The organism is Prevotella heparinolytica (genome assembly GCF_004342845.1).
GTDB classification, from domain to species: domain Bacteria; phylum Bacteroidota; class Bacteroidia; order Bacteroidales; family Bacteroidaceae; genus Bacteroides; species Bacteroides heparinolyticus.
This window is the reverse complement of sequence record NZ_SLXB01000006.1, coordinates 123817-139607: the sequence shown is the minus strand read 5'-3', so window position 1 is coordinate 139607 and position 15791 is coordinate 123817. Positions and strand designations below refer to the sequence as shown.

At 44.1% G+C, this 15791-nt stretch carries 12 protein-coding genes; all 12 read right to left on the bottom strand.

Annotated elements, in window-relative coordinates; genetic code table 11:
• Nucleotides 1–38: 38 nt before the first annotated feature.
• On the bottom strand, nt 39–308 hold the full coding sequence (rpsS, locus tag EV202_RS05010; protein ID WP_002558070.1) for a 30S ribosomal protein S19: 270 nt from the start codon (nt 306–308) through the stop codon (nt 39–41).
• Nucleotides 309–328: 20 nt separating this feature from the next.
• The gene (gene rplB / locus EV202_RS05005) at nt 329–1153 is read right to left on the bottom strand and encodes a 50S ribosomal protein L2 (RefSeq protein WP_131925853.1); all 825 of its coding nucleotides are present in this window, start codon (nt 1151–1153) and stop codon (nt 329–331) included.
• A 5-nt stretch (nt 1154–1158) separates the two neighbouring features.
• Entirely contained in the window at nt 1159–1452 is a 294-nt protein-coding gene (rplW, locus tag EV202_RS05000; RefSeq protein WP_125238072.1) for a 50S ribosomal protein L23, read from the bottom strand.
• A 16-nt stretch (nt 1453–1468) separates the two neighbouring features.
• On the bottom strand, nt 1469–2095 hold the full coding sequence (rplD, locus tag EV202_RS04995) for a 50S ribosomal protein L4 (RefSeq protein WP_131925851.1): 627 nt from the start codon (nt 2093–2095) through the stop codon (nt 1469–1471).
• Entirely contained in the window at nt 2095–2712 is a 618-nt protein-coding gene (gene rplC / locus EV202_RS04990; protein ID WP_106069088.1) for a 50S ribosomal protein L3, read from the bottom strand. Before rplC ends, rplD begins: the two co-directional genes overlap by 1 nt.
• Nucleotides 2713–2731: 19 nt before the next feature.
• Nucleotides 2732–3037: a 30S ribosomal protein S10 gene (gene rpsJ / locus EV202_RS04985; protein WP_004291244.1), complete on the bottom strand. Its 306-nt coding sequence runs from the start codon at nt 3035–3037 to the stop codon at nt 2732–2734.
• Nucleotides 3038–3122: 85 nt separating this feature from the next.
• Entirely contained in the window at nt 3123–5240 is a 2118-nt protein-coding gene (fusA, locus tag EV202_RS04980) for an elongation factor G (RefSeq protein WP_106069089.1), read from the bottom strand.
• Nucleotides 5241–5293: 53 nt separating this feature from the next.
• Entirely contained in the window at nt 5294–5770 is a 477-nt protein-coding gene (gene rpsG, locus EV202_RS04975) for a 30S ribosomal protein S7 (protein WP_106070487.1), read from the bottom strand.
• A 160-nt stretch (nt 5771–5930) separates the two neighbouring features.
• Complete coding sequence (gene rpsL, locus EV202_RS04970; RefSeq protein ID WP_005825712.1) at nt 5931–6332, bottom strand: 30S ribosomal protein S12; 402 nt, start codon at nt 6330–6332, stop codon at nt 5931–5933.
• Nucleotides 6333–6451: 119 nt separating this feature from the next.
• The gene (locus tag EV202_RS04965) at nt 6452–6760 is read right to left on the bottom strand and encodes a DUF3467 domain-containing protein (protein WP_106069090.1); all 309 of its coding nucleotides are present in this window, start codon (nt 6758–6760) and stop codon (nt 6452–6454) included.
• Between the two features lie 766 nt (nt 6761–7526).
• On the bottom strand, nt 7527–11822 hold the full coding sequence (gene rpoC, locus EV202_RS04960) for a DNA-directed RNA polymerase subunit beta' (RefSeq protein ID WP_131925849.1): 4296 nt from the start codon (nt 11820–11822) through the stop codon (nt 7527–7529).
• Between the two features lie 90 nt (nt 11823–11912).
• Nucleotides 11913–15725 (bottom strand): DNA-directed RNA polymerase subunit beta, encoded by a 3813-nt coding sequence (gene rpoB, locus EV202_RS04955; RefSeq protein WP_131925847.1) that lies wholly within the window; start codon nt 15723–15725, stop codon nt 11913–11915.
• Nucleotides 15726–15791 lie beyond the last annotated feature (66 nt).

Genomic DNA, 15791 nt, shown 5'->3' with positions numbered 1-15791 from the left:
TATATTATTACTTTATTATTTCAGATAAAAACCTGTTTTTACTTTTTCTTATTACCGGCATGTCCTCTGAAAGTACGAGTTGGAGCAAATTCTCCCAACTTGTGTCCTACCATATTCTCGGTAACATAAACAGGAATAAATTTATTTCCATTGTGAACTGCAACAGTATGCCCTACAAAATCAGGCGAAATCATTGAAGCTCTGGCCCAAGTCTTAACTACCACTTTCTTGCCCGATTCATTCATAGCAAGCACTTTCTTCTCAAGCTTAACGTTAATATACGGACCTTTTTTTAAAGAACGACTCATAATTTACTCTATTAATCAGATTACTTCTTTCTTCTCTCAATAATATACTTAGACGATTGTTTCTTCGGAGCTCTTGTCTTAAGACCCTTAGCATACAATCCCTTACGAGATCTCGGGTGTCCTCCTGAAGCACGTCCTTCACCACCACCCATCGGGTGATCAACCGGGTTCATTACGACACCACGGTTACGCGGACGACGTCCCAACCAGCGAGAACGTCCAGCTTTACCGGAGCTTTCCAACCCATGATCTGAGTTACCTACACTACCGATAGTAGCCTTACAAGTATTGAGGATCTGGCGAACCTCACCTGAAGGCAACTTGATAACGCAGTATTTACCTTCTCTTGAAGTCAATTGAGCAAAATTACCAGCCGAACGAACCAAGGCAGCGCCTTGACCCGGACGTAACTCGATATTGTGAATTACGGTACCAACCGGAATATTCTGAAGCGGAAGTGCATTCCCGATTTCCGGGGCTGCAGTTTCACCTGACATCAAAGTCGCACCAACTTGCAATCCATTGGGAGCAATAATATATCTTTTTTCTCCATCTGCATAAAACAAAAGAGCAATACGAGCCGAACGATTCGGATCGTATTCTATTGTTTTAACCACTGCAGGCACACCGTCTTTATTTCTCTTGAAATCTACGATACGAATAATCTTCTTACTACCGCCACCAAGATAGCGCATGGTCATTTTGCCTTGGTTGTTACGACCACCTGAAGATTTCTTACCAAATACAAGAGACTTTTCTGGTACTCGTGCAGTAATTTCTTCGAAAGTACCAATAATTTTATGTCTTTGCCCCGGTGTTGTGGGCTTAAATTTACGTACTGCCATTTCTATTAAATATTGCTATAAAAATCAATAGTATCTCCTTCTTTCAACGTAACGATGGCCTTCTTGAAGGCATTCGTACGTCCGTTGATAATACCTGCTCTTGTATACCTGCTTTTGTTTTTACCAGCATACTTCATTGTATTTACATCAACTACCGTAACGTTGTAAAGGGCTTCAACTTCGCTCTTAATTTCCAATTTATTAGCTTCAGGACGCACGATAAAGCCGAAACGGTTGTTCGCCTTATCAGTAATAGCAGTCATTTTCTCTGTCACTAACGGTTTAATAATAAATCCCATTATTTAAGCCTCCTTTTTACATTAAGATATTGTCAATAGCCGAGAGTGCGCTTTCAGCAAACACAACAACCCCAGCGTCCAATACTCTGTAAGTATTTAACCCTGAGATGGTCTGCACATTCGCTCCTTTCACGTTACGAGCCGACAAATATACGTTTTTATTTGCTTCCGGTAAAATCATAAGCAGCTTTTTATCGGAAACTTTAAGTTTTTTTGTCATTGCGATAAAATCTTTTGTCTTCGGAACCTCAAAAGAGAAGTCCTCTACAACAACAACCGCATTGTTTTGTGCCTTATATGCCAAAGCTGACTTACGAGCCAAATTTTTTACCTTTTTATTTAATTTGAAATAGTAATCTCTGGGTTTGGGACCAAAAACGCGTCCACCACCAACAAGCAGGGGGGAATTCATGTCACCACGACGTGCACCGCCGCCGCCTTTCTGACGACCGATTTTGCGAGTAGAGCCACTAACTTCGCTTCTCTCTTTTGACTTGTGTGTACCCTGACGCTGGTTAGCCATAAACTGTTTTACATCTAAGTAGATAGCGTGGTCGTTGGGCTCAATTCCGAAGATAGATTCATTTAACGTAATCTTTCTCCCAGTGTCTTCACCTTTAATGTTATATACGTTAACTTCCATTATTTCTCAATTATTACGATTGAACCTTTGCAACCAGGAACAGAACCTTTGACCAAAAGGAGGTTATGCTCCGCGATTACTTTTAATACTTGCAGATTTTGAACAGTCACTCTGTCGCCACCAAGTTGCCCCCCCATGCGCATGCCTTTGAATACTTTTGCAGGGTATGAACAGGCACCGATAGCTCCCGGCTTACGAGCGCGGTTATGCTGACCGTGAGTAGACTGGCCTACACCACCAAAGCCGTGGCGTTTTACTACACCCTGAAAACCTTTACCCTTAGAAGTGCCTACAACATCAACAAATATTGCGTCGTTGAACAATTCTACGGTAACTGTGTCACCCAGATTCAATTCTGTCTCAAACTCTTTGAACTCAGCCAAGTGTTTCTTGGGAGTTACTCCAGCTTTCTTGAAGTGCCCCATCAGAGGCTTTGTAGTGTGCTTCTCTTTCTTGTCTTGGAAGCCCAGCTGAACAGCTTCATAGCCATCCTTTTCTACTGTTTTCACCTGAGTAACAACACAAGGACCTGCTTCGATAACAGTGCATGGTACATTTTTACCCTCGGCACTGAAAACGGATGTCATTCCGATTTTTTTTCCTAATAATCCTGGCATTTCACTTAATTTTTAATACTTACACTTTGATTTCTACTTCCACACCGCTGGGCAATTCCAGCTTCATCAGAGCATCTACTGTTTTAGCTGTTGAGCTATAGATGTCGATCAATCTCTTATAAGAAGAGAGTTCGAATTGTTCACGTGACTTCTTGTTAACGAAAGTCGAACGGTTCACGGTAAAGATACGCTTGTGCGTAGGGAGAGGAATCGGACCGCTAACGATGGCACCTGTTGTCTTCACCGTTCTTACAATCTTTTCAGCAGACTTATCAACCAAGTTGTGGTCGTAAGATTTCAGTTTGATTCTAATTTTTTGACTCATTACTGTTTTTGTTATTAATAGTTTTATATAAAATAAGGTTCCGTAGACTAAGAGTCATTCGCTAGCCTACGGATTTCCTGTTATTTCAGACTAAATCAACACGTCCTTTTACTTCTTCCAATACTGCCTTGGCAATAGAGTTGGAAACTTGAGCGTGGTGAGCATATACCATTGAAGAAGTGGCACGACCCGAAGTGATGGTGCGCAAAGCTGTTACGTAACCGAACATTTCGGCCAGCGGAACCAATGCCTTCACAATGCGAGCACCAGAACGACTGGATTCCATTCCTTCTACCTGACCGCGACGCTTGTTCAAGTCACCGATGACGTCACCCATATTTTCTTCCGGAGTTACTACCTCCAGCTTCATGATGGGCTCCATCAATACCGGGCCTGCCTTAGCGCAAGCGTTCTTGTAGGCTTGGATGGCACAGATTTCGAAAGACAACTGGTCAGAGTCTACCGGGTGGAAGGAACCGTCGACCAAAGTCACCTTCAGTGAATCCAGAGGATAGCCTGCCAATACACCATTTTTCATGGCTGTAGTGAAGCCCTTCTGCACAGAGGGGATGAATTCCTTAGGTATGTTACCACCCTTCACTTCATCAACGAACTGCAAGCCACCTTCTTTGAAGTCTTCATCAACGGGGCCGATGTTCACGATGATATCGGCGAACTTACCGCGTCCGCCTGACTGCTTCTTGTAAACTTCGCGCAGGTTCACCATCTTGGTAATGGCTTCTTTGTAGTTAACCTGAGGTTTACCCTGATTACATTCAACCTTGAACTCACGCTTCAAACGGTCGATGATGATATCCAGGTGTAACTCACCCATACCAGAGATAACCGTCTGACCACTTTGTTCGTCGGTTCTAACTGTAAATGTCGGGTCTTCTTCTGCCAATTTAGCCAAACCGTTGGACAATTTATCCATATCTTTCTGCGTTTTAGGCTCAACGGCAATACCGATTACAGGTTCGGGGAAGTCCATAGATTCCAGAACGATCGGAGCTGTTTCGTCACACAGAGTATCACCTGTGCGAATATCCTTGAAACCTACACCAGCACCGATATCTCCAGCACCGATAAGTTCCACAGGATTCTGCTTGTTTGAGTGCATCTGGAACAGACGAGATACACGTTCTTTCTTTCCTGAACGAGAGTTGTAGATATAAGAACCAGCTTCTACCTTACCTGAGTACACACGGAAGAAAGTCAGACGCCCCACATACGGGTCGGTAGCGATCTTAAATGCCAAAGCGGCTGTTTTTTCATCATCATCCGGTCTGCGGTCTTCTTCCTGGCCGCTATCAGGATTTGTCCCCACGATATTCGGAGTATCCAGCGGAGAAGGCAGAAAGGCGCAAACGTAATTCAGCAGAGTCTGTACGCCCTTGTTCTTGAATGAAGAGCCACACAGCATGGGCACGATTGCCATCTGCACGGTAGCGTTGCGAAGAGCTCTCAGGATTTCTTCTTCGGTGATGGTAGAAGGATCATCGAAATACTTTTCCATCAAAGCGTCATCGAACTCTGCAACTTTCTCAAGCATCTTATCTCTCCACTCGTTGGCTTCGTCAACCAAGTTTGCGGGGATTTCTTCTACAGCGTAATCGGCGCCCATCGTTTCGTCATGCCACAAGATGGCTTTCATCTTAACGAGGTCTACTACACCCTTGAAGGTTTCTTCAGCGCCGATAGGCACAACGACCGGGCAAGGATTAGCACCCAGAACGTCCTTCATCTGGCGAACAACCTCGAAAAAGTCTGCGCCCGAACGGTCCATCTTGTTCACATAACCGATACGCGGAACGTTGTATTTGTCTGCCTGACGCCAAACGGTTTCAGACTGCGGCTCAACGCCACCTACCGCACAATACGCAGCTACGGCACCATCCAGCACGCGCAAAGAACGCTCTACTTCGGCCGTAAAGTCAACGTGTCCCGGAGTGTCAATCAAGTTAATCTTATATGTATTACCGTCATATTTCCAACGGGTAGTTGTAGCGGCCGAGGTAATTGTGATACCACGCTCCTGTTCCTGTTCCATCCAGTCCATCGTAGCTGCACCATCGTGCACCTCACCGATTTTGTGAGTCAGACCCGTATAGAAAAGAATACGTTCAGAGGTTGTCGTTTTACCGGCATCGATGTGAGCCATGATACCGATGTTACGAGTCAAATGTAAATCATGTTTTGCCATTCTTAAATTCTTTTACTTTAAGTTTTAAATTCTGATTGGTATCTCTTACAGTATTAGAATCTGAAATGTGCAAACGCACGGTTAGCTTCTGCCATTCTGTGCATATCTTCCTTACGCTTGTAGGCACCGCCTTGTTCGTTGAAAGCATCCATGATTTCGGCAGCCAATTTGTCGGCCATAGACTTACCGCCACGCTTGCGCGCGAAGATGATCAGGTTCTTCATGGAAATCGATTCCTTACGGTCGGGACGGATTTCGGTGGGAACTTGGAAAGTGGCACCACCCACACGGCGAGACTTCACTTCCACTTGCGGAGTTACATTATCCAGAGCTTTTTTCCAGATTTCAAGAGCTGATTTCTCTTCGTTCTGCATCTTGTTCTTCACGGTTTCCAGAGCTTCATAGAAGATTTCATAAGAGGTATTCTTCTTGCCATCATACATCAGGTGATTCACGAACTTGGAAACTTTCACATCATTAAACACGGGATCCGGCAGGATAACGCGTTTTTTGGGTTTTGCTTTTCTCATTGTCTGAAAGAATAATGTTTTTCGTTCTTGGTTGTTTACTTCTGTCTTCTTCAACTCTCCCTCCGGAGAATTTACTCAACCTTTAGCATATCCAATAAACTAAAACGTAAATAATTACTTTTGTTTTTTACTTTTCTGTTTTCAGTGCTCGGCCGCCAGATTATTTCTTCTTAGCGGGAGCTGCTTGACCCGGTTTCGGACGTTTTGCGCCATACTTGGAGCGTCTTTGCGTACGACCTGCCACACCGGCTGTATCTAAAGTTCCACGCACGATGTGATAACGTACACCCGGAAGGTCTTTCACACGACCGCCACGCACCAATACGATAGAGTGTTCTTGCAAGTTGTGCCCTTCACCCGGAATATAAGAGTTCACCTCTTTACCGTTAGTCAAACGTACACGAGCGACTTTACGCATAGCTGAATTCGGTTTTTTCGGAGTGGTAGTATACACTCTCACGCAAACGCCACGTCTTTGAGGACATGAATCCAAGGCTGGAGATTTACTTTTCTCCACCAGCACTTCGCGTCCTTTTCTTACTAATTGCTGAATTGTAGGCATTGTAATTGTTTTTAATTATATATTATTTTTGTTTATATTAATTCAAAACTATATACTTTTGGGCTGCAAAGATACGAATAAGTTTTGAATAATCAATGCACTACAAGTTTTTTTTGCTTTCAGGCCTCTCCCTTTATATTGGGAAGCGGAGGGTACGGTTGCTCATCAGGCATGCGAATCTGCCCAAAAGAGCGTTCGTATTTCCCTATATTCTCTTCCAGTGCACGCAGCAGGCGTTTGGCGTGTTCGGGGGCTAAAACGATGCGCGATTTCACTCCGGCTTTAGGCATTCCGGGCATCACACGTATAAAATCGAGGATAAATTCCGAGCTGGAGTGGGTAATAATAGCAAGATTGGCATAAGTACCTTGCGCTACTTCTTCGTTCAATTCTATTTGCAACTGACTGTTGTTGTCTTGATTTTCCATATTCAATATTTCTTTTTTTTAGAGATACACAAAGATAATTCTTTCTGCTCAACACACAAAAGACTTTGTTTGAAAAGACATTCCTTATAAGGATTAGTTGGCTTTGGCCGTTATCTTTAGAAACTTTACCTGAGTTCGGAATAAGAAGCAGGTCGATAACCTCACCCGGAGGCTTGTGTTTTAAAGTCAAATTCCATTGGATATCAGGTGTTTGTCGCCGTCTTGTCAGAGGCTTGTGTCTGACGGCTCAAACACTTATGTCTGTCACGTCAAACACAAGTGTCTGTCGGCTTGAACACTTGCCTCTGTCACGGCAAAGGCTTGCAGCTGTCAAAACAGGAGGAGGGCGGTCGGTCTGAAAGGCTCTCTTCTGCCTAATCCCGCTGTAAATCGGTGCATTCAAGAAACATCTTTCCGACAGGATGCAGCCCCTCATCTTTAGCAAAAGCAACCGCCTATACCGGAGGACTCAGACAAACTTTGTTCGAAGCCCTTGGATATCTATTCGCACACTGCGAATGCATATCCGCAACTCGTGTTTATATGTCCGCACTGCGCGAACAGAGTTGTTTCCGTGAAGAGAACAAGTTAACAGGCTGTATCCAACAGGCTCTATTCATTTATCTCACCGTTTTTCTACCAACAACAAAACTTATAGAGTGATAAACTTATCCACAACCAATACCATTGGGCGAAAAAAGAAAAAAGGAGAGATAACCCTTTCTTGAGTCACCTCTCCTTAATTAATAAACAGTTATTAATAACGTTAATTTTCTACAGCTTCATCTACAGCATAGTCAAGTACCGTTTTCTTGTTAGCAAGCATACGATCATACTCTTCTTTGGAGCCTACTATAATCTTTTCGAACTCACGCTGTCCTGTACCGGCAGGAATCAAATGGCCGCAGATCACATTTTCTTTCATACCTTCCAAGCGGTCTACCTTGCCATTGATAGCTGCTTCATTAAGCACTTTGGTCGTTTCTTGGAAAGAAGCAGCCGACATAAAGCTTGAAGTCTGCAAAGCGGCACGAGTAATACCCTGAAGAATCTGAGTGGAAGTTGCAGGCACGGCATCGCGCACTTCAACAGCTTTTAAGTCACGACGTTTCAGCATAGAGTTCTCATCACGCAGTTTACGGGCTGTAACAATCTGACCCGCTTGCAGATTCTGAGAATCTCCGGCATCTACTACCACTTTCTTGCCCCAGATACGATCGTTTTCTTCCATGAACTCCAGCTTATCAACTACTTGTTGTTCCAAGAAGCGAGTATCGCCCGGTTCATCGATTTCTACTTTACGCATCATCTGGCGAACAATGATTTCGAAATGCTTATCATTAATCTTCACACCCTGCAAACGATATACATCCTGAACCTCGTTCACAATGTATTCTTGTACAGCCGTGGGACCCTTAATTCCAAGAATATCAGCAGGAGTAATGGCGCCATCGGACAATGGAGTACCGGCACGTACATAGTCGTTCTCCTGTACCAGAATTTGCTTGGAGAGAGGGACAAGGTATTTCTTAACCTCACCGGACTTGGAAGTAATGACGATTTCGCGATTACCGCGCTTCACCTTACCCATCGCAACCTCACCGTCGATTTCTGAAACCACAGCTGGGTTGGACGGGTTACGTGCTTCAAACAACTCTGTAACACGAGGAAGACCACCCGTGATGTCACCCGCTTTACCTACAGCACGCGGTATTTTCACAATCACTTCACCGGCTTTCACCTTCTGTCCGTTTTCTACAACCACGTGTCCACCTACAGGCAAGTTGTAAGTGCGAATCAACTCACCATCCTCGGTCATAATGTGGGCAGTAGGAACTTTCGTTTTATCTTTAGATTCGATGATGATGATTTCGCGCAAACCTGTAGACTCATCAGATTCTATCTTATAGGTCACGTTTTCAACAACACCTTCAAACTCTATCTTACCGGTAGCTTCGGTAATAATGACCGCATTAAACGGATCCCAACGGGCAATAAGTTTACCTTTCTCTACGATTTCACCATCAGTGGCATACAATGTAGAGCCATAAGGCACATTGTGCGTAGAAAGTACGATACCCGTATTGACATCCACAAAACGGACTTCAGCCAAACGGCCCACTACCACCTTGGCAGGTTCGCCTGCTTCATCTATAATATCTACCGTACGAAGTTCTTCAAATTCCAGACGTGCGGGATTCTTAGCGACAATGCTGGCGTTTGCAGCAATATTGGCTGCCGTACCACCGGCGTGGAAAGTACGCAACGTCAACTGTGTACCCGGTTCACCGATAGACTGTGCGGCAATAACTCCGACAGCTTCTCCCTTTTGAACCATACGACTGGAAGCCAAATTCCGTCCGTAGCACTTGGCACAAACGCCCTTCTTGGATTCGCAAGTCAGTACCGAACGGATTTCAACGCTCTCAATCGGAGAATCCTCAATCTTCTGCGCAATGTCTTCAGTAATTTCCTCGCCACCGGCCACGATCAATTCTCCCGTAGTAGGATGGATGATATCATGTACAGACACACGACCAAGGATACGTTCAGAAAGGGTAGCAATCGTTTCATCGTTGTTTTTCAAAGCAGTACAAACCAATCCGCGAAGTGTGCCACAATCCTCTTCATTAATAATCACATCATGCGAAACATCGACCAAACGACGAGTCAAATATCCGGCATCGGCAGTCTTCAAGGCGGTATCGGCCAAACCCTTACGCGCACCGTGAGTAGATATAAAGTACTCCAACACCGACAATCCTTCTTTAAAGTTAGAAAGAATCGGGTTCTCAATAATCTGTCCACCCTCGGCACCTGCTTTCTGAGGTTTAGCCATCAAACCACGCATACCGGACAACTGGCGAATCTGTTCTTTAGAACCACGGGCACCGGAATCCAACATCATGTATACCGAGTTAAATCCTTGGTCATCGCTCGAAATGGTTTTCATCAGAATATTAGAAAGTTCGGAGTTCACATGAGTCCAAATATCAATTACCTGATTGTAGCGCTCGTTATTGGTAATGAAACCCATGTTATAGTTGTTTATCACCTGCTCCACTTCATCATAACCCTTCTGTACCAATGCTTCTTTCTCTTCAGGAATAATAATATCTCCCAAGTTGAACGACAGTCCTCCCTTGAAAGCCATGTAGTAACCGAGGTTCTTTATTCCGTCAAGGAAATCAGCCGCTTTGGCCACACCACACACTTTAATAACGTGACTAATGATGTCGCGAAGTGATTTCTTGGATATAATCGTATTGATATATCCGGCTTCCGCAGGTACAATCTCGTTGACAATCACACGTCCCACAGAGGTATCATGCATCATCTTATCCACGATGTTACCATTCTCGTCAACATCTTTTACAACGACACTGACCGGAGCATGGATATCACATTTCCCTTCATTATAAGCAACAAGTGCTTCCTCAGGACCATAGAAAGTCAAACCCTCACCTTTAGCCCCTTTACGCAACTTGGTGATGTAATACAAGCCTAACACCATATCCTGCGCAGGCACAGTAATAGGAGCACCATTGGCAGGATTCAATATATTATGCGATTGGAGCATCAGCATCTGCGCTTCCAATATAGCTTCATTACTCAAAGGCAAGTGAACAGCCATCTGGTCACCATCGAAGTCGGCGTTGAAGGCCGTACAAGCCAATGGGTGCAACTGAATAGCCTTGCCTTCGATCATCTTAGGTTGGAAAGCTTGAATACCTAAACGGTGCAGTGTCGGAGCACGGTTCAACAACACCGGATGCCCTTTCATCACATGTTCCAGAATATCCCAAATCACAGGCTCCTTACGATCCACGATTTTTTTGGCACTCTTCACAGTCTTCACGATGCCGCGTTCAATCAACTTGCGGATGACAAACGGTTTATAGAGTTCCGCAGCCATCAATTTAGGAATACCACATTCGCCCATCTTCAGCTCCGGACCTACGACAATTACCGAACGTGCGGAATAGTCGACACGTTTACCAAGCAAGTTCTGACGGAAACGTCCCTGCTTTCCTTTCAAACTGTCGGAAAGAGATTTCAACGGACGATTGGCATCGGTCTTCACCGCACTTGACTTGCGCGAGTTATCAAATAATGAATCAACCGCCTCCTGCAACATGCGCTTTTCATTACGCAAAATCACTTCAGGCGCTTTGATTTCAATCAATCTTTTCAAACGATTATTACGGATGATGACACGACGATAGAGGTCATTCAAGTCAGAAGTAGCAAAACGACCGCCATCCAACGGAACCAACGGACGCAGTTCGGGCGGGATAACCGGAACAATGCGTACAATCATCCATTCGGGCTTATTGCGTCCACGTGAAACACGGAAAGACTCAACCACCTGCAAACGCTTTAACGCTTCGGTCTTGCGCTGTTGCGAAGCATCACTTCCTGCACGATTACGCAATTCATAAGACAAAGAATCAAGATCAATGCGAGACAGCAAATCATAGATCGCTTCCGCACCCATCTTGGCTATGAACTTATTGGGGTCTGAATCTTCAAGGAACTGATTGTCTTTCGGCAACTTTTCCAGCAAATCCAGGTATTCACCTTCTTCGAGCAAATCATATTGAGCTACTTCGCCCGACAACACACCCGGCTGTACAACAACATAACGCTCATAGTAAATAATAGCATCCAATTTCTTAGTGGGTAAACCCAGCAAATAACCGATTTTATTGGGAAGTGAACGGAAGTACCAAATGTGAGCCACCGGAACAACAAGCTGAATGTGCCCCATGCGTTCACGACGAACTTTCTTTTCAGTCACTTCCACACCACAACGGTCGCAGACAATACCTTTATAACGAATACGCTTGTATTTACCGCAATGGCATTCATAATCCTTGATAGGACCAAAAATACGCTCGCAAAACAGACCGTCGCGTTCAGGCTTATACGTGCGATAGTTGATGGTTTCAGGCTTTAATACTTCACCACTCGAATTCTCAAGGATTTCCTCGGGAGAAGCCAAACCGATAGAGATTTTCGAGAAATTACTCTTTATCTTGTTATCTTTTCTAAAAGCCATACTTTTATATATAATTGATAATTGACTATTGATAATTAGAAATGAGTTCATAATTGGGAATGAAAAGCAATTTTCATCCCCAATTATCAATTATTCCAGATTGATGCTCAAGCCCAAACCTCTCAGCTCATGCAGCAACACATTCAGTGATTCCGGAATGCCCGGAGTAGGCATAGGCTCACCTTTCACAATCGCTTCATAAGCTTTAGAACGTCCAACGACGTCATCAGACTTAATTGTCAGGATTTCCTGCAGAATATGTGCGGCACCGAAAGCTTCGAGTGCCCAAACCTCCATTTCTCCGAAACGCTGACCACCGAACTGTGCCTTACCACCCAACGGTTGCTGTGTAATAAGAGAATACGGACCGATAGAACGTGCATGCATCTTATCTTCAACCATGTGACCAAGCTTCAACATATAAGTCACACCTACCGTAGCCTGCTGTTCAAAAGCTTCACCTGTACCACCATCGTACAATGTGGTCTTGCCATAACGAGGCAAACCGGCCTTGTCCGTCCATTCGTTCAAGTCATCCAAAGAAGCGCCATCGAAAATAGGAGTAGCAAATTTCACACCCAGATTCTTTCCTGCACGGCCAAGAACAGCCTCAAAGATCTGACCGATATTCATACGCGAAGGCACACCCAACGGATTCAATACGATATCTACCGGAGTACCATCTGCCAAGAACGGCATATCTTCCTGACGAACTACACGAGAAACAATACCCTTATTACCGTGACGTCCCGCCATCTTATCACCAACACCGATTTTGCGTTTCTTGGCAATATAGACCTTGGCCATTTGGATGATACCGGCAGGTAATTCATCACCGATAGTGATAGCAAACTTCTTACGTTTCAATTCAGCATCAAGTTCTTTGTATTTCTTGATGAAGTTCATCACCAAAGCACGGATCAGATCGTTGGTATGTTCATCTTTCGTCCAATTACTTAACTGGATAGCAGTAAAGTCCAAATCGCTGAAATCTGAAACGGTGAATCTGGCTCCTTTAGAGATAACATCAGCGCCCATATAATCTTTCACTCCCTCTGAAGTGAGATTATCCGTAAGCTTCAACAACTTGTTTATCAATATTTTCTTCAAGTCGCCAATCTTAGCTTCGAATTCATCATCAATCTTCGGCAGTAAGGCCTTATCTGCCAGCTTGGAACTACGGGTCTTGACCACGCGAGAGAACAAACGCTTGTCTATAACAACTCCCTTCAAAGAAGGAGAAGCCTTTAGAGAAGCATCTTTCACATCACCGGCTTTGTCACCAAAGATGGCACGAAGCAATTTTTCTTCAGGAGAAGGATCAGATTCTCCTTTAGGAGTAATCTTACCGATCAAGATATCACCCGGTTCAATACGAGCACCGATACGAACAATACCATTTTCATCAAGATCTTTGGTCGCTTCTTCACTTACATTAGGAATATCAGAAGTCAATTCTTCCATTCCACGTTTCGTTTCACGAACCTCCAAAGAGTACTCTTCCACGTGCACAGAAGTCAAAAGGTCTTCACGAACCACACGTTCGTTCAATACGATGGCATCCTCATAATTATAACCCTTCCACGGCATGTAAGCCACCAACAGGTTCTTACCCAAAGCCAATTCCCCATCTTCAGTAGAATAGCCTTCTGTCAGAATCTGTCCCGCTGCCACACGTTGTCCCTTCTCACAAATAGGACGAAGGTCAATCGTCATGTTTTGGTTGGTGCGACGCCATTTAGGAATGATATATTCTTTCAATGCAGGTTCAAAGCTTACAAACTCCTCTTCATCTGTACGATCATACAAAATACGAATTGTTGTAGCATCCACAAAGTCAACTACGCCATCGCCTTCGGCAGTGATCTGAGTACGAGAATCGCGGGCCAATTGACGCTCAATACCTGTACCTACAATCGGAGCTTCACTCTTCAACAAAGGAACAGCCTGACGCATCATGTTCGATCCCATCAAAGCACGGTTGGCATCATCATGTTCCAAGAAAGGAATCAGAGAGGCAGCGATAGAAGCAATCTGCTGAGGAGACACATCCATCAGTTCCACTTCCGAAGGAGGAACAACCGGATAATCGGCATCCTGACGCGACTTAACCCTATCACGGATAAACGTTCCATCATCATTCAAAGGCGCATTCCCTTGGGCGATAATCTTTGACTCTTCTTCTTCGGCTGTCAAATAAACCAAACCTTCGTCAGAAAGATCAACCTTACTATTTTCCACTTTACGGTAAGGCGTTTCAATGAACCCCAATTCGTTAATCTTAGCGAACACACACAGTGAAGAAATCAAACCGATATTCGGCCCCTCAGGAGTCTCGATAGGACAAAGGCGACCATAGTGCGTATAGTGCACGTCACGCACTTCAAAACCGGCACGTTCACGTGACAAACCTCCAGGGCCAAGGGCAGACATACGGCGTTTGTGAGTGATTTCAGCCAACGGGTTAGTCTGATCCATGAATTGCGACAAGGCATTCGTTCCGAAGAATGAATTAATTACGGAAGAAATCGTCTTAGCATTAATCAGGTCTATCGGAGTGAAAACCTCGTTGTCACGAACATTCATTCGTTCACGGATAGTACGCGACATACGTGCCAAACCAATGGCAAACTGATTGGACAATTGTTCGCCTACCGTACGTACACGACGATTGCTCAAGTGGTCAATATCATCCACATCAGCTTTCGAGTTAATCAACTCGATCAGATATTTGATGATTTCTATAATATCCTCCTTGGTCAATACGCGCACGTCCATATCAGTCGTAAGATCCAACTTCCTGTTGATACGATAACGACCTACATCACCCAAATCATATCTCTTTTCCGAGAAGAAAAGATTGTTAATTACTTCACGGGCACTTGCATCATCGGCAGGATCGGCATTACGCAGCTGACGATAGATGTATAACACCGCTTCTTTCTCCGAGTTACTCGGGTCTTTCTGCAGCGTATTATATATGATAGAGAAGTCTGACTGATTCGGTTCTTCCTTATGTACAAGAATGTTCTGAACGCCCGATTCCAATATAATATCGACATGTTCCGGTTCGATCACCGTTTCGCGGTCAATAACGACCTCGTTACGTTCAATAGAAACAACCTCACCGGTATCTTCGTCTACAAAATCCTCAATCCATGTTTTCAAAACACGAGCAGCCAACTTACGCCCCACAATTTTCTTGAGGTTTGTTTTGTTCACCTTTACATCCTCAGCCAAATTAAAGATCTCAAGAATATCCTTGTCATTCTCAAAGCCGATAGCTCTCAACAAAGTAGTGACTGGCAACTTCTTTTTACGATCAATGTATGCATACATGACGTTATTGATGTCGGTAGCAAACTCAATCCACGACCCTTTGAATGGGATAATACGTGCTGAATATAATTTGGTACCGTTGGCATGTACACTTTGCCCGAAGAACACACCGGGCGAACGGTGAAGCTGAGATACTACTACACGTTCCGCACCATTGATGACGAATGTCGCTTTATCCGTCATGTAAGGGATTGGACCTAAAAACACATCCTGAATAACCGTGTCAAAGTCCTCATGGTCGGGGTCGGTACAATATAACTTCAATTTCGCTTTCAAGGGTACACTATAAGTAAGCCCTCGCTCTATACATTCATCAATGGTATAACGCGGCGGATCAATATAGTAGTCCAAAAACTCAAGAACAAAATTGTTTCTTGTATCGGCAATAGGGAAGTTTTCAGCAAATACTTTATACAGTCCCTCGTTCTTACGTTTCTCAGGTGGGGTGTCTAGTTGTAGAAAGTCTTTGAATGACTTCAATTGTACTTCCAGGAAATCCGGATACTCAAGCGGATTCTTAGTCGAAGCAAAATTAACTCTTTGATTTACAGTAGTTGAAGACATCTGTTAATGGATTTGTAGAACTTAATTTTAAATATATACACAAAAAGGTTAAGAACCCTTTTCATG